Origin of the sequence: Labilithrix sp., assembly GCA_019637155.1 — a bacterium.
Taxonomy (GTDB): Bacteria; Myxococcota_A; Polyangia; order Polyangiales; family Polyangiaceae; genus Labilithrix.
On sequence record JAHBWE010000028.1, the window covers coordinates 92,320 to 112,240 of the forward strand.

General features: G+C 70.7%; 16 protein-coding genes. 8 read left to right on the top strand and 8 right to left on the bottom strand.

Going from position 1 to position 19,921, the window contains the following annotated elements:
- The first annotated feature begins 48 nt into the window (after positions 1 to 48).
- The 3 genes from KF837_41190 to KF837_41200 all read left to right on the top strand — a co-directional run bounded on the left by KF837_41190 (position 49) and on the right by KF837_41200 (position 3,773).
- The gene (locus tag KF837_41190; GenBank protein ID MBX3233811.1) at positions 49 to 1,350 is read left to right on the top strand and encodes a hypothetical protein; all 1,302 of its coding nucleotides are present in this window, start codon (positions 49 to 51) and stop codon (positions 1,348 to 1,350) included.
- Positions 1,347 to 2,567: a cysteine desulfurase gene (locus KF837_41195; GenBank protein MBX3233812.1), complete on the top strand. Its 1,221-nt coding sequence runs from the start codon at positions 1,347 to 1,349 to the stop codon at positions 2,565 to 2,567. Before KF837_41190 ends, KF837_41195 begins: the two co-directional genes overlap by 4 nt.
- Positions 2,568 to 2,756: 189 nt before the next feature.
- Positions 2,757 to 3,773: an AI-2E family transporter gene (locus KF837_41200; GenBank protein MBX3233813.1), complete on the top strand. Its 1,017-nt coding sequence runs from the start codon at positions 2,757 to 2,759 to the stop codon at positions 3,771 to 3,773.
- Here the strand turns inward: KF837_41200 and KF837_41205 are convergent.
- Positions 3,751 to 4,176, bottom strand: a complete 426-nt coding sequence (locus tag KF837_41205) for an HIT family protein (protein ID MBX3233814.1) — start codon at positions 4,174 to 4,176, stop codon at positions 3,751 to 3,753. The genes KF837_41200 and KF837_41205 overlap by 23 nt on opposite strands.
- Before the next feature lie 189 nt (positions 4,177 to 4,365).
- Here KF837_41205 and KF837_41210 point away from each other — a divergent pair, with 189 nt between their 5' ends.
- Positions 4,366 to 5,286, top strand: a complete 921-nt coding sequence (locus tag KF837_41210) for a hypothetical protein (protein ID MBX3233815.1) — start codon at positions 4,366 to 4,368, stop codon at positions 5,284 to 5,286.
- Between the two features lie 57 nt (positions 5,287 to 5,343).
- Positions 5,344 to 7,248 (top strand): glycoside hydrolase family 15 protein, encoded by a 1,905-nt coding sequence (locus KF837_41215; GenBank protein ID MBX3233816.1) that lies wholly within the window; start codon positions 5,344 to 5,346, stop codon positions 7,246 to 7,248.
- A gap of 18 nt (positions 7,249 to 7,266) precedes the next feature.
- Here the strand turns inward: KF837_41215 and KF837_41220 are convergent, their stop codons facing one another.
- The 7 genes from KF837_41220 to KF837_41250 form a co-directional block, all read right to left on the bottom strand.
- On the bottom strand, positions 7,267 to 8,469 hold the full coding sequence (locus KF837_41220) for a CapA family protein (protein ID MBX3233817.1): 1,203 nt from the start codon (positions 8,467 to 8,469) through the stop codon (positions 7,267 to 7,269).
- Positions 8,470 to 8,508: 39 nt separating this feature from the next.
- Positions 8,509 to 10,164, bottom strand: a complete 1,656-nt coding sequence (locus KF837_41225; protein MBX3233818.1) for a serine/threonine protein kinase — start codon at positions 10,162 to 10,164, stop codon at positions 8,509 to 8,511.
- Between the two features lie 34 nt (positions 10,165 to 10,198).
- On the bottom strand, positions 10,199 to 10,552 hold the full coding sequence (locus KF837_41230) for a response regulator (protein MBX3233819.1): 354 nt from the start codon (positions 10,550 to 10,552) through the stop codon (positions 10,199 to 10,201).
- Positions 10,553 to 10,632: 80 nt separating this feature from the next.
- Positions 10,633 to 11,889, bottom strand: coding sequence for an RNA polymerase subunit sigma-24 (locus tag KF837_41235; GenBank protein MBX3233820.1), 1,257 nt, complete (start codon positions 11,887 to 11,889; stop codon positions 10,633 to 10,635).
- 2 nt (positions 11,890 to 11,891) lie between these two features.
- Positions 11,892 to 12,233 (bottom strand): hypothetical protein, encoded by a 342-nt coding sequence (locus KF837_41240; GenBank protein ID MBX3233821.1) that lies wholly within the window; start codon positions 12,231 to 12,233, stop codon positions 11,892 to 11,894.
- Between the two features lie 8 nt (positions 12,234 to 12,241).
- Positions 12,242 to 12,571: a hypothetical protein gene (locus KF837_41245; GenBank protein ID MBX3233822.1), complete on the bottom strand. Its 330-nt coding sequence runs from the start codon at positions 12,569 to 12,571 to the stop codon at positions 12,242 to 12,244.
- Positions 12,572 to 12,739: 168 nt separating this feature from the next.
- Positions 12,740 to 13,747 (bottom strand): aspartate-semialdehyde dehydrogenase, encoded by a 1,008-nt coding sequence (locus KF837_41250; GenBank protein MBX3233823.1) that lies wholly within the window; start codon positions 13,745 to 13,747, stop codon positions 12,740 to 12,742.
- 152 nt (positions 13,748 to 13,899) lie between these two features.
- On the opposite strand from KF837_41250, the gene KF837_41255 reads away from it, so the two are divergent.
- From KF837_41255 to KF837_41265, 3 genes are all read left to right on the top strand, one after another.
- Positions 13,900 to 15,426, top strand: a complete 1,527-nt coding sequence (locus KF837_41255) for a hypothetical protein (protein ID MBX3233824.1) — start codon at positions 13,900 to 13,902, stop codon at positions 15,424 to 15,426.
- Between the two features lie 255 nt (positions 15,427 to 15,681).
- Positions 15,682 to 19,077, top strand: coding sequence for a hypothetical protein (locus KF837_41260; GenBank protein MBX3233825.1), 3,396 nt, complete (start codon positions 15,682 to 15,684; stop codon positions 19,075 to 19,077).
- A gap of 259 nt (positions 19,078 to 19,336) precedes the next feature.
- On the top strand, positions 19,337 to 19,921 hold a 585-nt coding region (locus tag KF837_41265), incomplete at its 3' end, for a hypothetical protein (protein MBX3233826.1).

Sequence of the window (19,921 nt, forward strand, 5' to 3'; positions counted from 1 at the left end):
GCCGGCTCCGGCGTTCTTTCCGCGGCGGAGAAGTGCTAACTCCGCGTCGTGACGGCGATGACGGCGCACGACGAACGAGTCCGCGGGGCGCTCCAGCGCGCGCTCGCGACGGTCCCGTTCTACGCGAAGCAGAGCCTCGCCGGCCTCGTCACGCCCGACGCGCCGATCGACGACGTGCTCGCGCGGCTCCCGCTCCTCACGCGCGATCGCGTGCGGCCGACGCTGCCGAAGCAGTGGTTCCCCGAAGGTCGCGACGCGAAGGCGGAGCTCGCGGCGGGATCGGTCGCCGTCATCGAGGTCGGCGGCGCCGCGCGCGTGCGGGCGCTCTTCGATCCGAAGTGGTGGCGCAAGCAGGAGCTCGCGGCGCTCGCGACGAACCCGCACGCGAAGAGCGTGCTCGACGGCGAGGTCGGTGCGTTCAAGGACGCGGTGCTCTGGGTGCCGGAGCGCGGGACCGGCTCGTGCGGCGCGGGCGATCCCGGCTACGACGATCGCCTCGAGGGCACGCGGCTCCACCTCAACTCGCGGCAAGACCCCACCTTCTGGACCGAGCCCGTGATGACGCGGATGCTCGACGAGCTCTCGCTCCACGAGACGAAGGCGCTCTTCGCGGACCCGTTCTACCTCGACGTGCTCGCGCGCCACGCCGCGATCCTCGGCCGCCGCCTCGACGTGCGCGGCTGGATCTCCACGATGCGCGCGCGCCCCACGCTCGCGCAGCGCGCGGCCCTTGCCCGGGTCTTCCAGGGGACCTACATCGACGTGCTCGGAGCACGGGAGGTCGGCACGCTCTTCGTTCAGCAAGACGACGGAAACATGCATCATGCAGGCATCTCGACGCACGTGGAGCTGCTCCGCGCGCGGGTGGAGACGCCCGGCGCGGAGGACGTCGCGCTCGTCGTCGTGACGACGCTCGATCGCGAGGTGCAGCCGCTCGTGCGCTACGTGCTCGGCGATCTCGTGCAGGTCGCGCCGAACGCGCCGAACGCGCCGAACGCGAACGGGGCGTCCATTCGCACGGTCGAAGGCACGCTCGACGACGCGCTCGTCCGCCCTGACGGCGCGCTCGTCACCGCCGGCGCGATCGATCGCGCGATCGGCGACGGCCCGCGCGGCTATCAAGCGACGCAGGCTGCGCCCGGGGAGGTCGAGATCGAGGTCGTCGGCGGCTCGGCGGCGGAGGTGCAAGAGCGCCTCGCGCCGCTGCTCGCGGGCATGAAGGTCACCGCCCGCGCGGCGACGGCGATCGGCGTGGAGCCGAACGGAAAATATCGGACGACGCGGCGCACGGCCCCCGCGCTCGCGGTCGAGGCGGTCTTCGAGACGGCCGGAGGAGACGCAGCTTCATGAGCACCATCGACGACGTCGCAGCGCGGGTCCGCCCGCAGATCCCGCTCCTCGCGCGCGAGCTCGGCGGGCGCCCGCTCGTGTTCCTCGACAACGCCTCCACGACGCCGAAGCCGCGCTCGGTCATCGACGCGGTCGTGAATTACTACGAGAAGTCGACCGCGAACGTGCACCGCGGCGTGCACTCGCTCGGCGAGGAGGCGACGCGCCTGTTCGACGAGGCGCGGCGCGAGGTGGCGACGCTCATCGGCGCGACGCCGGGCGAGATCGTCCTCGTGCGCGGGACGACGGAGGCGATCAACTTCGTCGCGAACGGCCTCGAGCTGGGTCCGGAGGACGAGGTCGTCTTCCCCGCGAGCGAGCACCACGCGAACTGGATCCCGTGGCGCGTGCACGGCAAGCCGGTCCCGATGCCGATCGACGACGACGGCGTCCCGCGCTGGGAGACGCTGGAGTCGCTCATCACGCCAAAGACGCGCCTCGTCTCGATCGGCCACGTCTCGAACGTCACCGGCGCGATCGCGCCGGTCGAGGAGGTCGTCCGCGTCGCGCGCGCGCGCGGCGTGCCGGTCCTCCTCGACGCCGCGCAGTCGCTCTCGCACTTGCCGCTCGACGTCGCGCGCCTCGGCGTCGACTTCCTCGCCGCCTCGAGCCACAAGGCGTTCGGTCCCTCCGGCGTCGGCATCCTCTGGAGCAAGAAGGAGTTCCTCCAGAAGTGTCCGCTCTATCAGGTCGGCGGCGGCATGGTCTCGCTCAACAACGACATCGACATCGGCGGCTTCGTCCCGCGCGACGCGCCGTTCAAGTTCGAGGCGGGCACGCCGGCGATCGAGGCGACGATCGGCTTCGGCGCGGCGATCAAGTGGATGCGGAGCATCGGGATGGACGTCATCCGCGAGCACGACGTCGCGATGAGCAAGTACCTCATCGAGGGGCTCGCCGACATCCCGGGCGTCCGCGTCCTCGCGAAGACGCTCCCCTCCGACAAGCGCATCGCGCTCGCGACGTTCGTGGTCGACGCGCCGGCGATGACGCAGGAGAGCGTCGCGCGCGCCCTCTGCGACATGTTCGCGTGCTGCGTCTCGGCCGGCTTCCACTGCACCCACGTCCTCCACGCCCGCGCCCACCTCCCCGGCACCGTCCGCGCAAGCCCCCACGTCTTCAACACGACCGAAGAAATCGACACCCTCCTCGAAGGCGTCCGCGAAATCGCGTCGTAACGAGCGAACCACGCGACGCCGCGCGGCCGAGCCTGAGCGGGCCGGGGCGCGAGTTGATGCGCGGCTGAGCGCCGCGCGCGGGAGGGGCGGTGGGGGACTATAGTGCGGCGATCGATGACGATCCTGTCGCCGCCTCAGCAAGTTCGCGCGTTTCGTTGGGTCGTTCTCCTTCTCTCCGTCGGGGCGGCGATGACGTTCTTTCCGCTGTGGGCGCCGCTCGTGCTCGCGGCGTGGACGGCGGTCATGCTGCGTCCCTTCTCCCTCCGCATCGCGCGCGCGATGGGGCGCGACCGCGCCGCCGCCGTCATCGTCGTCCTCCTCGTGATGGCCGTCTTCGTCCCGCTCCTCGCCGCGCTCGGCTCGCTCACGCTCGGCGCGATGGACCTCGCGCGCAGCCTCGCGAAGTCCGGCAACGCGAAGAGCGCGTTCATCTCGGTCGTGCAAGGCAACGGCGGCGAAGGCGGCGACCCGCTCGACGGGCTCCGCTCCCCCGGCAAGCTCGTCGAGCTGGTCCAGGAGCACGGCATGTCCGCGGTGCAGATCCTCGGCGGCGCCGCGGGCGCGGTGGCGCACGCGGTCCTCGGCACCTTCATCTTCTTCTACGCGACCTACGTGTTCCTCATCGACGGGCCCGACCTCTACGAGTGGATCGAGCGCCACGCCCCGATCGAGCCGACGCACACGCAGCGCCTCGCCGCGGCCTTCGTCGAGACGGGCCGCGGCCTCTTCGTGGGCATCGGCCTCACCGGCTTCTCGCAGGGCATCGTCGCGACCATCACCTACTTCGCGCTCGGCGTCCCGCGCGCCTTCGTGCTCGGCCTCGTGACGTGCCTCGCCTCCCTCATTCCCTCCGTCGGCACCGGCCTCGTCTGGGTCCCCGTCGCGATCGGCCTCGCCCTCGCGGGCCGCCCCGGCTCCGCCGCGATCATGGTCGGCGTCGGCGTCTGCGTCATCGCCCTCATCGACAATGTGCTGCGCCCGGTCTTCGCGCGCTTCGGCAAGCTGCACCTCTCGACGTTCATCCTCCTCACGTCGATCTTCGGCGGCCTCGCCATCTTCGGCACGTGGGGCCTCTTCCTCGGCCCTCTCTTCGTGCGCATGGCGAAGGAGGCGCTCGAGCTGCAGCGGAAGGACCGCCTCCTCGAGAAGCGCGCCGAGCTCGACGCCGCGGCGGCCGCGACCGCTAGCGACGCGACACCTGACTGAAGCCGAGCTCCTCGAGCGCCTTCCGGATCGCGTCGCGCGCCTCGTCCATCACCTTCGGGTCGGGGTCCTTCTGTTGCCGATCGAAGTCGAGGTCGTGCGCGTCGTCGATCGGCACGAGGTGCACGTGGACGTGCGGCACCTCGAGCCCGGCGACGAGCATGCCTACCTTGGTCGGCTGGAACGCGCGCTGGATCGCCCGGCCCGTCGACCGCGCCGTCTCCATCACGTGCGCGTTCAGCTCGGCGGGCATGTCGAGCCAGTGATCGATCTCCTCGCGCGGCACGACGAGCGTGTGCCCCGTTCGCAGCGGATGCGCCGACAAGAACGCGACGCACCGCGCGTCCTCCCAGACGAACCGCCCTGGTAGCTCTCCCGAAATGATCCGCGTGAAGACGGTAGGCATGCCCAAGACCGTACCGCTGTGGCGAGCCGTTTCGCGCTGCGTTGGATCGCGCAGGGTGGTGCGCAATTAGCGCGGGGCCCCGTGGCTCACCATGATCCACCCAAGTAAATTCAATATGTTACGTACATTCAACGGTTGGTACAGAAGGTGATGAAGGGTAGGACAACCACCGCAACCGGAGAGATTGCCATGAAGGTCAGCCACATCGCGTTCGCCAGCCTCGCCCTCGTCGCCGTCGCCTGCGCTCCCTCGACGAGCGAAGACATCGACACCGGCGCCGGCGCGGCGAGCGAGGAAGTGGTCGCGGCCAAGTCGATCACGGTCGGCGGCATCACGCTCAAGACCGAGCACGCGTCCGCGAAGGTGAAGGCGCAGAACCCGCCCGAGGAGTGGAACCCCGAGTTCGACTCCTGCGAGACGAACGTCGACTACTTCGTCATCAGCGGCACGCAGCACGACGCCGAGATCAACAAGGCCCTCCGCGGCGAGTGGCAGCTCCCGACCGCCGCCTCCTGCGAGTACGCGGAGACCTACGACGCCGGCGTCACGCTCCACATCCTCGATCCCGAGCAGGGCATCCTCAGCCTCACCGAGGGCGAGAGCTTCTACGGCGGCGGCGCGCACCCGAACCACGGCATGGAGTTCAAGGTCATCGACCTCGAGAGCGGCAAGCTCCTCACCCTCGCCGACTACGTGAAGGACGACGCGACGCCGAAGCTCCAAGACCTCGTGAACAAGGAGATCGAGACCTCGCTCACGCGCGTGTACTTCGACAGCCCTCGCTTCGACCAGAGCGGCCGTAAGCGCACCTACGAGGTGAAGCCGCTCGACGCCGAGGGGCAGGAGATGATGAAGAACTTCGCCGACTACTACTTCACGACCTGGGAGGACGACGCGAAGCGCCCGTCGAAGCCGTCCGAGCTCCGTGACTTCCTCGTCGCCGGCACCGGCATCCGCATCGATCTCTCGAACCAGCTCCCGCACGCGTTCGGCGGCATGGAGGCCTCGTACAAGCTCACGTGGGGCGACCTCGAGCGCGCCGGCGCCCTCCGCACCGACACCGATCTCATCGCCCGCACGAAGGCCGCGCGCCCGCGCCAGCCGCGCTGAGGGACACGAAGGCGACGCGTCCTCGACGCGAGCTGGGATACGGTCGCGAGAGGAACGATGGACCTCCTCGCGATCTCTCGCCTGCTCACCACCCGCTTCGTCTTCGGCCCGAACGACGATCCCGCCACGATCCCGATCGCCGCGCGCGGCCTCATCGGCAACGGCCGCACCGCCGCGCTCGTCGCGGTCGACGGCTCGATCGACTGGCTCTGCCTGCCTCGCTTCGACAGCCCGAGCGTCTTCGGCCGGATCCTCGATGCCCGTCGCGGCGGAGAGATGGCGATCCGGCCGGCGTCGCGGCCGTACGAGAGCCTGCAGCGGTACGATCCGGACACCAACGTCCTCGAGACGCTGTTCTTCATGAACGGCGGCACGCTCCGCGTCATCGACTCGATGCCGTGGAGCGACGATCCGCGCGCGTCGAGCCACGAGGTCCACCGCCGGATCGACTGCCCCTCCGGCTCGGTCGAGCTCGAGATCGTCTTCGACCCGCGCTTCGACTACGCGCGCGACGTCCCCACGATCCACCTCGCGGAGCACGGCGTCCTCGCCGAGGGGAAGAACGGCGAGCGCCTCGCGCTCTCGATCTCGCAGCGCCAGCAGTTCACGCCGCGCCCCGACGGCGGGATGCGCGCGACGACGACGCTCACGCCGGGGAAGCACCTCTGGGCGGTGCTCGAGTGGGACGCGCAGAGCGTGGAGCCCACCGCGAGCTATCGGCCCTACGAGCACCTCCGCACGACGCGGCGGATGTGGCGCGAGTGGTCGTCGAAGCTCACCTACGACGGACCGTGGCGCCACCACGTCCTTCGCTCCGCGCTCGCGCTGAAGCTCCTCATTTATCGGCCGACCGGCGCGGTGGTCGCCGCGCCGACGACGTCGCTCCCGGAGTGGCCGGGCGGCCCGCGCAATTGGGATTATCGCTTCACGTGGGCGCGCGACGCGGCGATGACCATTCGCGCCGCGAACCTGATTGGATATGGCGCGGAGGCGCGCGAGTTTTACCACTTCCTCCGCGACGCCGTCGACGACCGCGTCGGGCTCGAGCTGATGTACACGATCGACGGGAAGCGCGTCCCGGAGGAGGCCGAGCTCGATCACCTCGCCGGGAGCTTCGGCGCCCGCCCCGTCCGGATCGGAAACGGCGCGCGCGACCAGACCCAGCTCGACACGACGGGCGCGATCGTCGACAGCGCCCACCTGTTCGAGCGCTTCGGCGGCACCCTCACCCTCCACGCGTGGCGGAAGCTCGCGAGCGTCATCGAGCGCGCGGAGCGGCAGTGGCGCGACGCCGACCACGGGATCTGGGAGCCGCGCCACGGCGTGCGCCACAACGTGCACTCGAAGCTGATGAACTGGCTCGCCCTCGACCGCGGCAGCCAGCTCGCGACCGCGTTCGGCCGGCGCGACCTCTCCGATCGCTGGGCGAAGTGCGCCGCCGAGGTCCACGCCGACATCTGCACGAACGGCATGGACGCGAGCAGGCGGCACTTCGTCAGCGTCTACGGCGAGGAGCGCCCCGACGCGTCGCTCCTGCTCCTCTCGACGCAGGGGTTCCTCCCCGACGACGATCCCCGCCTCGCCGAGACCGTCGCCTGGCTCCGGCGCGAGCTCTCGACCGGACCGTTCGTGCACCGCTACCACGACGCCGACGGCGTCGGCGGGCCCGAGGGCGCGTTCGTGCTGTGCGGCTTCTGGCTCGTCGAGGCCCTCGCGCTGCTCGGAGAGCTCGACCAGGCGCGCGAGATCTTCGTCGCGCACGCCGAGGCCGCCAACCACCTCGGGTTGCTCGCGGAGGAGATCGATCCGACCGATCGGGTCCAGCTCGGCAACTTCCCGCAGGCGTTCAGCCACCTCGGCCTCATCAACGCCGCGCTCCGCATCGACCTCGGGCTCCGCCTCCGCAACGAGGGCTCCTCGCGCGCGCCCCACCTCGTCGGCTCGCTCACGCGCAAGATCTGACTCGTCGCGCGCACGGGCCTACCGGCGCGCGCAGGATCGATCCTCGATCGGCGCGTCGACGAGCGGGACCGCGAGGCGCTCCGCGATCCGCGCGCGCCGCGTCGTCGCCGGCACGAGGGAGATCGTCGCCTCGTGGTGCTCGGTCCAGAGCGGCACCGCGGTGACCTCGCGCACGCGCGCTCGCGCGGGGCCCGCGTCGGGCGGCGTCTTCTCGACGACGACGCGCAGGACCGCGACGTCGCGCGGATCGCCGCGCCGCAGGGGGTCCTTGTCGGGGACGTAGTCGTAGGACTGGTTCGAGAGCAGGTTGCCGATCGAGTAGGCGACGAGCGCGTCGCGCCCGCCCGCCGAGACGCGCTCGACGCGCTGGAGCACGTGCGGATGATGTCCGATCAAGAGGTCGGCGCCGGCAAGGGCGATCATGCGCGCGACGTCGACCTGCTCGCGCCGCGGGGCCGCTTCGTACTCGTTGCCCCAGTGGAGCGAGACCGCGACGAGGTCGACGCCCGCCGCGCGCGCCGCCCTCACCTCGCGCTTGAGCGCTCCGAGATCGAGCATGCAGACCCGCGCCGGCGACGCGTCGTCCTTGAAGTTCATGAGCTGCGTCCGCGCGAACAGCGCGATCCGGATCCCCTTCACCTCGAAGTGCCGCGCCGCGCACGCCTCCGCCGGCGTCGCGCCCGCGCCGACCGCGACGAGCCCGCTCCGCCGCACCGCCTCGAGCGTGTCGAGGAGCCCCTTCATCCCCTGGTCGTAGGCGTGGTTGTTCGCGAGCGAGACGACGCCGACCCCCGCGTCGACGAGCGCGCCGAGGAGGGGCTCCTCGGCGTGGAAGACCATCGGACCGCGGCGGCCGTGCCGCTCCGTCACCGGCGACTCGAGGTTCACGAAGGCGAGGTCGGCGTCGCGGAGCGAGGCCCGCGCCGCCGCCAGCATCGCGCCGTAGCCGTCCCCTCGCTGCGCCGACTCGCGGACGGCCTCGTGCGCGATGACGTCGCCCCCGAACGCGAGCACCGCCGCGCCGTCCCCGCCCCGCGCGCACCGCTCGTCGCTCGCGTCGCGCTCCGGCGCCGCGAGCTCGACCCGCCCCGCGCTCTGCACGTGACGCGCCTCGCGCGCGACCGGCGGCGCGTCGTTCGCCCGCGACGCGCACGCGCCGAAGGCGGAGCCGAGCACCGCCCACGAGACGAGCACCGCGCACCGAGCGAGCGTCCGACGCACGCTCCGGATCCTACGCGCGTCGCGCTCCGTCGTACCACTTCAGGGGCGCTTCGGCTTCGCGGCGTCGGCGGGGGGGAGCGTCAGGGTCGTGGGGTCGTTGCGCCAGGGGGGGCGCTTGCGGCCGGTCTTGCCCGTCGCGATCTTCGACCAGGACGGGCGCACCTGCGTCGTGGCGGTCGGCGCCTCCTCCTCCGCCGGTCCTGGCTGCGCCGCGCGGCGGAACGCGATCGCGAAGTCGACCGCGGTCGCGTAGCGATCGTCGCGCTTCTTCGCGAGCGCCTTCGCGAGCACCTCCTCGATCGCGCGCGGGATGTCGGGGACGATCTCCTTCGGCCGCGTCGGGTTGCCGTGCACGACCTGGTAGAGGATCGCCGGCATGTCCGCGCCGCCGAACGGGCGCCGGCCCGTGAGCGCGCGGTACGCCACCGCGCCGAGCGAGAACACGTCCGAGCGCGCGTCGATGTCCTTGCTCTCCGCTTGCTCCGGCGACATGTAGCCCGGCGTCCCGACGAGATCGCCCTTCGTCATCGTGTCGGCGCCGACGAGCTTCGAGACGCCGTAGTCGAGGATCTTCCACTCCGTCAGCGTGCTCGACGGCAAGAAGAGGTTCTGCGGCTTCAGGTCTCGATGGATGACCCCCGCGCCGTGGAGGAGCTCGAGCCCCTTCGCCGTCGACTCGACGAGGGAGACGACCTCGTCGAGCGGGAGGTTCGTGCGATCGCGCAGGATCGCGGCGAGGTCCTGGCCCTCGAGCAGCTCCATCACGATGTAGAGGTCGCCGGCGGGGCCGCGGCCGGTGTCGCGCACCTCGACGAGGTTCGGGCCGCGGACCTTCTGCGCGATCTCCGCCTCGCGCACGAAGCGCTGCGCGAGGTCGTCGTCGCCGACCGCGCGCAGCACCTTCACCGCGACGCGCTCGCTCGCGTCGGAGCGCGCGGCGTAGACCTCGCCCATCGCGCCGCGGCCGACGATGTTGCCGAGGAGATAGCGGCCCAGCGTCTGGCCAGTGAGGCGGCCCGCGTTGCCGGCGCGGAGCGCGACGTCGAGGTTCTCGCGCACCTCGTCGAGCTGCGCCTCGCGCGTCTGCGCCACGCGCATCGCGGCGTGACCCCTCGCGACCGCCTCGTAGAGCGCGCGGCGGCTCGACCGCGTGATGAGGAGCTGGATGACCATCACCGAGCCGACGATGACCGTCATCGAGATGTGCTGCTGGAGGCGCGGGTTCTTCCAGAGCCCGGTGTCGGGCAGGACCCCGACCGTGACGAGCAACGCGAGGAGGACGTAGCCGGCGATCGCGATCGCCGCCATCACCGACGCGAACCGGCGGTCGTGATGGCTGACGAAGAACGCGAGGCCGAGGACGAAGATGGCGACGATCGGCGTGAAGACGCCGAGCGCGTAGATGAGCGCGAGCGCGCAGACCGCGCACACCGTCCCGAAGACGCGGAGCAGGTTCTTCGAGATGCCGTGACCGTCGTGCGACCGCCACCAGACGTAGGCGCCGACGAGGGCGAGCGAGACGACCGGCGCGAGGACGGTCGCGCGCTGCGTCCACGTGAGCGAGCGGAGGAGGATGACGACGACGCCGAGCGACGCGAGGATCGTGGTCGCACGACCGAACGCCGCGACGCGCTGAGACTCCTCGTCGCGGAGGACGTCCTTCGCGTCGGTCAGGTCGTCGATCTCGGGCCCCATCCGTGATGGGAGCGATGATACGTCGGTCGCGCTGTCAGCGTACGACTCTGGAGTGGCCGCTCTTCGGCTCCTCGTCGATCAAGGTGCGGAGGACGTCGAGGAGCTCGCTCGGCGTGCACGGCTTCGACAGCACCATCCGCGCGCCGCAGTCCTTCGCCTTCTGTTTGAGGTTCGGATCGGCGGTGCCGGTCAGCACGATGATGGGGATGTCCTTCGTCCGCGGATCGGCGTGCAGGATGCGCGTCGCCTCCCAGCCGTCGAGGATCGGCATCGCGAGGTCCATCACGATCGCGGCGGGGTGCGAGCGGAGCGCGCGCCGCACCGCCTGCCGACCGTTCTCCGCCGTCTCCGCGCGCATCCCCGCGTAGTCGAGGAACTCGGCATACATGTCTCGTGTGTCAGAATAGTCGTCGACGACGAGCACGAGCGGAGCGTGCCGCGTCGGTGGAACGTGCGAAGCAGCGGCCATCACGAGTCGACAGGCAAGGTTCGCACCGCCCGCAGCTCGAAGTAGCGCCGCTCCATCGGGCTCCGCGCGAGCGCGATCGCGGCGCGGAAGTGCGCGTGCGCCGCTGCATGACGGCCGCAGCGGAGCTCCGTCTCCGCGAGCGCGGCGAAGTAGAAGGGATACGTCTCGAGCCGATCGCGATCCGCGATCGCGTGGAGCTCGGCGAGCCCGCGCTCCGGTCCGTCGCGCTCCCCGATCGCGATCGCGCGGTTGAGCGCGACGACGGGCGAAGGCCGCAGCGCGAGGAGTCGATCGTAGAGGAGGACGACGACGTCCCATCGCGTCTCGCCCGCGCTCGGCGCGATCGCGTGCTCGTACGCGATCGCGGCCTCGACGTGGAGCTCGCTGATCGTGTCGCCCGTCGCCGCGAGCTCGAGGAGGCGCGCCCCCTCCGCCGCGAGCGCGCGATCGAACCGCGAGCGGTCCTGGTCCGCGAGCGCGACGAGGTCGCCGCCCGCGTCGACGCGCGCCGGGAGCCGCGCCGCGTGCAAGCACATGAGCGCGGCGAGCGCGTACGTCGACGGCGCTCGCGCCTGCGGGTGCTCGAGGAGGAGGCCGGCGAGGTGGATCGCCTCGCGACAGAGCTCGGTCCGCACCGCGAGCTCCGGATGCGCGCCGTGGTAGCCCTCGTTGAAGAGGAGGTAGAGCGCGCGCTGCACCGCCTCGAGCCGGGCGGCGACCTCGCCGGCCTGGAAGTCGAAGAGCGATCGCGTCTCGGCGAGGGCCTGCTTCGCGCGCGCGAGCCGCTTCTCGATCGCGGCCTCGCTCGCGAGGAACGCGGACGCGATCTCGCGCACGCCGAAGCCGGAGAGGACCGACAGCACGAGCCCCACCTGCGCCTCGGCCGGCACCTTCGGGTGACAGCACGAGAACATCATCCGGAGCATGCTGTCCTTGATCGCGCTCGGCGCGAGCGACTCGTCCAGCGTCGGCGACGCCGTCCACTCGCTCTCGAGCATCCGCCCGATCTCGGGCGCGAACGTGCGCGCGGTGCGCTCGCGCCGAACGACGTCGAGCGCGAGCCGCTTCGCGACCGTCATCAGCCACGCGCTCGGGTTCTCGGGGACGCCTTGCAGCTTCCACGTCTCGAGCGCGCGGCAGAGCGCCTCCTGGACGACGTCCTCCGCGAGCGGGAGGTTGTGCACGCCGAAGACGCGCGTGAGCGCCGCGAGCATCCGCGCCGCCTCGCGACGAAACAGATGCTCGGTCAGCTCCACGCTCACATGCTCATCGCCGGCCGGACCTCGACGTCGCCGCCGCCCTCGAGGAGCGGACAGCCGCGCGACAGCTCCACCGCGTGGTCGATGTCCTTCGCCTCGACGATGCTGAAGCCGCCGATGACGTCCTTCGCCTCCGCGAACGGGCCGTCGACGACCGACCTGTCCTTGCCGCGGAGGACCTTGCCGCTCGGATGGAGCGGGAGGCCCATGTTCTTGAGGGCCCCCTTCGCCTCGAGGTCCTTCATCCAGGCGAGCCACTTCTGCATCGCCTGCTGCGTTTGCTCGGGCGTCTTCGCCCAAGAGGGATCACCACCGCGATAGAGGAAAACGAACTCGGCCATGGGTCACCTCACATCTGCATTGCGGGACGGACTTCGACGTCGCCGCCGACCTCGAGGATCGGACAGCCGCGGGAGAGCTCGATCGCGTGGTCGATGTCCTTCGCCGTGACGACGCTGTAGCCGCCGATCGCGTCGCCCGCGTCCGCGAACGCCGCGACCGACTTGTCCTTGCCGCGCACGACCTTGCCGCTGCGCTCGAGGGGGAGGCCGCGCTCCTTCAGCGCGCCCTTGCCGGCGAGGTCCTGCATCCAGCCGATCCACCGCTGCATGATCGCCTGCATCTCCTCGGGCGTCCCCACCGGACGCCGCCCACGGTACAGAAAAACGAACTCGCTCATGGTCTGGTCTCCTTGTTTCGAGAGATTCGACTCACGACGCGCGACCCCATCATCAGCGGACAAGAAAAAGTGGGGCCCCAGAAAGCGGCCGCGAAAGCGGTCGCGAAGCGACCCGCCGCTTCGGCGGGCCGTGTTCTGGGGTGGGGGTGTCGGGGGCGAAGCCCCTGACTATGAAAAGAGCTTTTCCGCGATCTGGACGGCGTTCAACGCTGCGCCTTTGCGGAGGTTGTCGGCGACGACGAAGAGGCAGATCGCGCCCGGCACGGCGAGGTCGTCGCGGACGCGGCCGACGAAGACGGGATCGGTGCCCGCGACGTCGAAGGGCTGCGGGTGCTTGCCCGGCGCGTACGCCTCCTCCATCAGGACGACGCCCTCCGCCTTGCGGAGGAGGTCCTTCGCCTCCTTCGCGCTCATCGGGCGGTGGAACTGGACGTGAACGGACTCGGAGTGACCGGTGACGACGGGGACGCGCACGGTCGTCGGCGAGACGCCGATCGAGTCGTCGCCCATGATCTTCCGCGTCTCGTTCACCATCTTCAGCTCTTCTTCCGAGTAGTCGCCCTCGCCCGCCTTCCAGTCGCAAAGGACGTTGAACGCGATCCGGCCGGGGAACACCGTCGGCGTCACGGTCTCGCCCGCGAGGGCGGCCTTCGTCTGCTGCATGAGATCGTCGACCGCCGCGACGCCCTTGCCGCTCGTCGCCTGGTAGGTGCTGACGATGATCGACTTGATCTTCGCCGCGTCGTGGAGCGGCTTCAGCGCGACGACCATCTGGATCGTGGAGCAGTTCGGGTTCGCGATGATGCCCTTCGGACGGAGCTTCGCCGCCTCGATGTTCACCTCCGGCACCACGAGCGGGCACTCGGGGTCCATCCGCCACGCGCTCGAGTTGTCGATGACGACCGCGCCCGACTTCGCCGCGATCGGCGCGAACTCGCGCGAGACGCTCGCGCCGGCGGAGAAGAGCGCGACGTCGACGCCTTCGAAGGACTTCGGGCCGAGCTCGGTGACGACGACCTCGCCGCCCTTGAACGGCAGCGGCTGCCCCGCGCTCTTCTTCGACGCGAGGGCGACGAGCTTCGAGACCGGGAAATTCCGCTGCTCGAGGGTCTTCAGCATCTCGCGACCGACCGCGCCGGTCGCGCCGGCGACGGCGACGACGAAGGATTTCGACATAGTGTCGCTCTCATACCACCGGGACCTGCACATCCGAAGCGGTGGATCATTTCTCCCGCCGGCGAGACATGTCCGACCTCCAGGTCCGGCGCGATCCGGCGCGTTTCGTGCGGCTGGATGGACGGCATGCATGTGGCCTAGCAAGCAACACGATGATCAAGGTCTCGCGGCTGCTTCTCGCCTCCAGTGTCGTATCTTTCGCGCTACTCCAGGGCTGCGCCTCCGACGACGACGAGCCGTCGAAGAGGGAGAAGAACCCGTTCGGTACGCGCGAAGAGCCCGTCTTCGTCGAAAAAGCCGTCAACGCCGATCACAAGTTCTCGAACGCCGTCGACGCGACCGATCCCAAGAAGCTCGTCGTCCCGACCGCGGGTCAGGACGCGGTCCTCTCCAAGATCGAGGTCGGCACGATCCTCGCCGGCGACCGCGACAAGACCGCGACCGACCTCACGCAGTCGAAGAACCCGTACGGGTTTCTCCGCAAGGTCACCGGCGTCAAGACCGAGGGCGGCAACACCGTCATCGAGACCGAGCCGGCGACGCTCGACGAGTGGCTCCAGAACGGCGACATCTACTACGACGATCCGACCTCGCTCTTCGACGACGACGTCGCCACCGGCGGCAAGATCAAGACGCGGACGCTGAAGACGCTCGCGGAGTCGGGAGGCGGGTCGGGCAGCGCGTCCTCGGCGATCAACCAGGAGTTCGAGGGTCCGGAGATCTTGACCGACCGCGGCATCAAGGTGAAGCCCATCGTCAAGTTCGCGAACGGCACGCTTCAGGTCAACACGAAGTACGACGGCTACTTCCGCGTCCGCACGTTCATCGGCATCCCGACGAAGGTGAGCACGAAGTCCCTCCTCACCGTCGATCCGCTCGTCGGCGTCGACCTCACGATCGGGGTCGCCGCGCACGACGTCGGCACGATCGGCATCGCGATGGGGGAGAAGAAGTTCGATCTCCCCGGCGTCGTCATCCCGATCGCGGCGCCGATCCCGCTCACCGTGCGCGTCTTCCCGCGCCTCAAGTGCTCGCTCCAGGGCGGCGGCGAGACGAGCGCCACCGTGCGCGCCGAGCTCCGCGGTCACGCCGCGGTCGGCTTCGAGGCCGAGGCGAGCATCAATGGGATCGACACGAAGAACCTCTCCGAGTCGCCCACGATCTCGCCGACCTTCCAGTTCAAGGGCGGCGTGGTGAAGGGCGTCATCGGCGCGAAGTGCTCGATCGTCGCGGTCCCCTCCGTCCTCGCGTTCGACGCGGTCGGCATCAACGGCGAGGTCGGTCCCGCCATCAGCGTCGACCTCACCGCCTGCGCGGTGGGCAACGTCCAGTCGCAGAGCATCAGCGGCGGCATCACCGCGACGGAGCAGCACGGCATCCAGCTCCAGTTCAACACGCGCCTGCAGATCCCCGTCGTCAGCAGCATCGGCATCGACATCCCGCTCGCCACCTTCAGCCCGCTGCAGAGCGAGAAGAAGTACTTCCTCGGGAACAAGGACACGTGCGAGCTGAAGCAGGAAGACAGCTGCGCCGGCCGCTCCGACGGCTTCTACTGCTCGACGAAGGAGCCATGGACCGGCTTCTACTGCGAGGACAAGGTGATCGCCTCCGGCCAGCAGTGCGCCAACGAAACCGAACGCTGCGTCGGCGGGACGAAGACCGAAATCCGCTGCAATTAACGTTCGAGAGGGCTCTGCCCTCTCGAGCTCTCCCGCCGGGGCCGCTCCGCGCGCGGGGCGCGCTCCGACGCCCCGGGCCCCACCGAGAGGGAGGGCTCACGCTCTGAGGGTCGTCCTCGGAGGGCGGTGTAACATTGGGGGGGCCGCTCCGCGCGCGGGGCGCGCTCCGACGCCCCGGGCCCCACCGAGAGGACCGAGAGGAAGGGCTCACGCTCTGAGGGTCGTCCTCGGGGGGCGGGTGTAACATTGGGGAGGATGCGTTCGAAGCTCGCTCTGGTCTCGGTCGTTGGCCTTGTTGCGTGTCACGCTGGGGGCGGGGGGAAGACGGCGGAGAACGCGGCGTTTCGTGGTCCGTTCGTCGGGGCGAGCCAGGACCCTACCCTGCGCGGGGCGCGGCTGATCCCCGAGTCGGTCGACGAGACGACGACGTACGGCGCGGAGGCGGGCGGCGGGATGCGCGTGATCACGGCGGGGCTCCGCGTCGTGTCGTCGCCGAACGGCGCGCTCGTCGCGGCGGAGGATCGGCTCCAGCCCGCGCCCTCCCTCACCGTGAACCTGCCGGAGCGCCTCGGCGGCGGGTTCCTCTTCGTGCTCGGCACGCAGATCTGGCGCGCCGATCGCTGGCTCGCCGCCGCGAAGCCGATCTACAACGCGACGCAGGGCATCCAGGCGATCATCCCGGGGCTCGACCGCGTCTACGTGCGCTCGCCGAGCGTCACGACCGCGATCGACGGGCGGACGGGGCAGGTCCTCGATCTCGGACCGTGGCCCGCGAGCCCCTACGTCGCGAGCTACGCCGCCGCCGACGGCTGGCGCGCCGCGGCGGTGACGGACATGCGCGGCGTCGTCGCGACGTTCGACGCCGGCGCGACGTGGCGCACGCTCGACCTGCCGATCGAGGCGAAGCAGGTCGTCGCCGATCGCGACTCCCTCGCGATCGGCGGCTTCGAGGCCTCGCGCACGGAGGCCTGGTACGAGGTGCGGCCCGACGGGAGCATCGCGCGCCTCGCCGGTCCGCCGCGCGACTTGAAGACGAAGCTCACGCCGACGCCGGCGACGAGGTACGGCACGCCGTCGCCCGCGAAGACGGTGGCGGAGCCGAGCCCGAAGCCGCCGGAGCCGCGCGACGCGCAAGCCGACAAGGAAGACTTCGACGTGAAGACCTTCGGCAAGCGCCCGCTCGCCGCCGCGATCGAGGACGGCTGGCCGCTCACCGACGGGAGCGCCGTCGTCGCGCGCGACGGCGCGCTCGCCCGCATCCGCATCACGGACGGCGCGCTCCTCGAGGTCGTGCGCGACGCGTTCCCGCTCAAGCCCGCGCGCTGCCACCCGATCACCCTCACGCGTCCGAAGGCGATCGGCGCCTTCGGCTTCGTCTGCGGCGAGCCGCGCGGGACGACCGTGCTCTACGCCTACGAGCCGCTGCGCGGTCGCCTCTCCGAGCTGAAGCGCTTCGACAAACCGCGCGTCGTCACCTCCTCCGGCAACGGCGCGATCGCGGTGCGCGGCCCCTGCGCGGAGGACGGCGAGCCCACCCCGCCCGCGCGCCCCGAGCCCGCCAAGCTCGAGCGGGCGAAGGACGAGGACAAGTCGAAGGCGAAGGCGCCGGAGAAAGACGATAAAAAAGAGGAACCCAAGGAAGACAAGAAAGACGACAAACCCGCACCGACGACGACGCCACCGCCGCCCCAGAACGAGATCCACCCGTACTGCGTGCTCGGCCACGACGACACCTGGCGCGAGATCCACGTCCGCGGCGACGTCGGCGGCGAGCGCGTCGTCGTCCTCTCCGACGGACGCATCGTCGTCGTCTCCCCGCCGCAAGGGATCGGCGCCCCCGCGCGCTTGACGATCCTCGACAAAGGCAAGGCGACGACCGCCGCGGTGACGTTCCCCAAGCTCACGGTCGAGAAGGCGCGCGTGCTCCGCCTCGGGCTGTGGCTCGACGGCTTCGAGGAGCGGCGGCCCAACGTCGTCGGCGGATGGATCGAGGCCGGCGGCGTGCTGATGGGCCTCGAGATCGCGCTCGACGGCAAGGCCGAGCCGGGCCAGTTCCTCCGCGACGCGGGCGTGCCGTTCGTGTCCGGCAAGTACGGCCTCGGCTGGACGCAGTCGCGCCGCGGCTACGAGACGATCGACGGCGGCATGACGTGGACGCCGATCGATCTCCCCGATCCGCTGCTGCCGACCTCGAAGGTCGAGCGCCGCGCGTGCGGTCCGATCGGCTGCATCGCGCACGGCTGGCTCCGCGTCGGCTGGGGCGAGCAGAAGCGAGAGGCGCCTCCCTCGGCGCCGCCCGCCGTCTACGGCTCCTCCGCCGTCGCCTCGCCTTCCCTCCAGCTCGCGTGCGAGCCGCTCGCGACCGCGCCGCCCGCCGTCCCCGCGCCGCGCACGACCGCCGCGGAGGGCCGCGAGCCGACCCCCGCCCGCGTCAGCCACGGCCGGCCGGTGGCCTACGGGTCGAGCGGCGTGCTCGGCGGCGGCTTCAACGGCCTCCAGGAGCTACCTGCATTCTACAATCAACCCGCGGTCACGTTGCGCGACCCGGACCGAGGCATCAACCCGATCGAGATCCGCCAGATGCTCGACGGCGCGCAGAGCAGCGCGGGCCCGGTCGCGAAGCTCTACGGCTGGGGACCGCGGTCGGGAGACTGGGACACGCAGGGTCGCTGGCAGGTGAAGTGGCTCTCGCCGTTCCACGGCTGGCCCGAGGTGAAGGCGTCGCTGCCCACGCTCCCGCCGGCCCTCATCGTCGACATGACCCGCCTCACCGGCTACTCGTACGGCAGCTACAGCTACGGCGGGGCCCAGTCTCAGCTCGCGCAGGGCGACGACGGCTCGCACATGCTGCTCATCGCGAAGCGCTACATGGCCGGGCGCATCGACCCGACCCTCTTCGAGCTCGAGGCCGATCGCGCGCCGGTCGAGGTCCACCGCGCGGACGGCGAGCCGTTCGGCGACGTCGAAGGAGCGGTGCGCGTCTCGGGGCGCTGGTTCATCTCGACGCCGCCCGGCACCGCGACCCCCTACGGGACGCCGCAGGTCTCGTCGCAGACGATCATCTGGCAGGTCGAAGGCGGCGTCGCGCGCGAGCTCGTTCGCGTCCCGCGCGCGTCGTCCGAGGTCATGACCTTCACGACCTACGGCAGCTCCTCCCGCGGCGCGCGCCTCGCACGCCGCTCCGACGGCCGCGCGATCGGGCTCGTCGCCGACGGTCAGCCGACGCCCGCGCGCACCAACGTCAGCACGCGCTGGGTCCTCCCGATCGATCTCGAGACCGGCGCGCTCGGCGAGCCCGAGCTCCTCGGCTACGTCGACCTCGCCGGACGAGCGCTCGACGCGTGCACCGACGACGTCGTCGGCTGGGTCCTCGACGCGCCGATGCCGAGCGGCAGCGCGGTGCGCGTGAAGCTCCCGAGAGGGAGCGGCCTCATCCAGAGCGCGCAGCTCCGCATGCGCCTCACGAGCGATCGCGCCTGCGTCGAGCGCGTCGGCGGCAACTACGACGGACAGTCCGCCGACCGCACCGCCCAGCTCGTTCGCCCCGGCGCCCCCACGCGGACGATGCTCCCGATGAAGCCCGGCGACATCGCCGTCAGCGCGATGAGCGCCCTCATGCGGTACCCCCTCCGCTGCACCGTTGCGAAGTGACACAACGACTCAGAGGCAACCTCATCAGCCGCTAACGTCGGATGCGGTCGTGCAAGAACGCAGCACCACGTCTTCCAGATCTGCATGGAAAACAGACCAGCTTTCACAAGTGAAGGGCCTAATTTACGAGCATTTGCGTGATACGTTCATTGGCACGTTCCTAGCATTGTAGGAATGTGCCCGCGCGGAGAGTGGCTGCCCCCCCGGCCCCTTCGCGCGGGTTTTTCTTTGTCCGGGCCAGCTGCTCGAATGAAGAGGTATGCGCCGCGCTGTCATCGGGCTCGTCGTCGTCGCCGCATGTGGAGGCAAGCTCGCCGACGATCCGGTCGGGACGACGGAGAACGAGCGACCGGCCGATCGGCGCTCGAGCAGCGGAGGGAGCTCGTCCGGCTCGACCCCTCCGCCGATCGACGACGCCGTCACGCCGCTCGAGAACCGGTGCGGCGCCGACAGCGTCCCCTGCACGTCGAGCGCATGCGTGAGCCTCTCGTGCATCGGCGTCACGCACGTGCCGCTCGCCGGCGATCGCCTGATGGCGCGCGGGCTCGAGGACGTCGTCGTCGCGGCGAGCGCGGTCGCGAGCACGCTCGACGGATCGATCTCCACGCTGCGGCCCGCGAACGGCGATCCGAGCACGTACGAGATCCGAAACGGCATCGGCTTCGTCCGCGCGCCGCAACCCGGCGGCGGACCGATCGGCGTCTGGACGTTCCGGCGCCTCGACGTGAGGGTCGGCGGCATCGTCTTCCAGGGCGACGCCGCCGCCGTCCTCGCCGCGCGCTCGGACGTGACGCTCGCGCCCGGCACCGTCCTCGACGTGAGCGCGCGCGGGCAGACGCCCGGC

Coding starts and splice junctions, on each gene's coding strand:
- KF837_41195 (MBX3233812.1), top strand. CDS start 1,347: ATGAGCACCATCGACGACGTCGCAGCGCGGGTCCGCCCGCAGATCCCG.
- KF837_41200 (MBX3233813.1), top strand. CDS start 2,757: ATGACGTTCTTTCCGCTGTGGGCGCCGCTCGTGCTCGCGGCGTGGACG.
- KF837_41205 (MBX3233814.1), bottom strand. CDS start 4,176: ATGCCTACCGTCTTCACGCGGATCATTTCGGGAGAGCTACCAGGGCGG.
- KF837_41210 (MBX3233815.1), top strand. CDS start 4,366: ATGAAGGTCAGCCACATCGCGTTCGCCAGCCTCGCCCTCGTCGCCGTC.
- KF837_41215 (MBX3233816.1), top strand. CDS start 5,344: ATGGACCTCCTCGCGATCTCTCGCCTGCTCACCACCCGCTTCGTCTTC.
- KF837_41225 (MBX3233818.1), bottom strand. CDS start 10,164: ATGGGGCCCGAGATCGACGACCTGACCGACGCGAAGGACGTCCTCCGC.
- KF837_41230 (MBX3233819.1), bottom strand. CDS start 10,552: ATGTATGCCGAGTTCCTCGACTACGCGGGGATGCGCGCGGAGACGGCG.
- KF837_41240 (MBX3233821.1), bottom strand. CDS start 12,233: ATGGCCGAGTTCGTTTTCCTCTATCGCGGTGGTGATCCCTCTTGGGCG.
- KF837_41245 (MBX3233822.1), bottom strand. CDS start 12,571: ATGAGCGAGTTCGTTTTTCTGTACCGTGGGCGGCGTCCGGTGGGGACG.
- KF837_41250 (MBX3233823.1), bottom strand. CDS start 13,747: ATGTCGAAATCCTTCGTCGTCGCCGTCGCCGGCGCGACCGGCGCGGTC.
- KF837_41255 (MBX3233824.1), top strand. CDS start 13,900: ATGATCAAGGTCTCGCGGCTGCTTCTCGCCTCCAGTGTCGTATCTTTC.
- KF837_41260 (MBX3233825.1), top strand. CDS start 15,682: ATGCGTTCGAAGCTCGCTCTGGTCTCGGTCGTTGGCCTTGTTGCGTGT.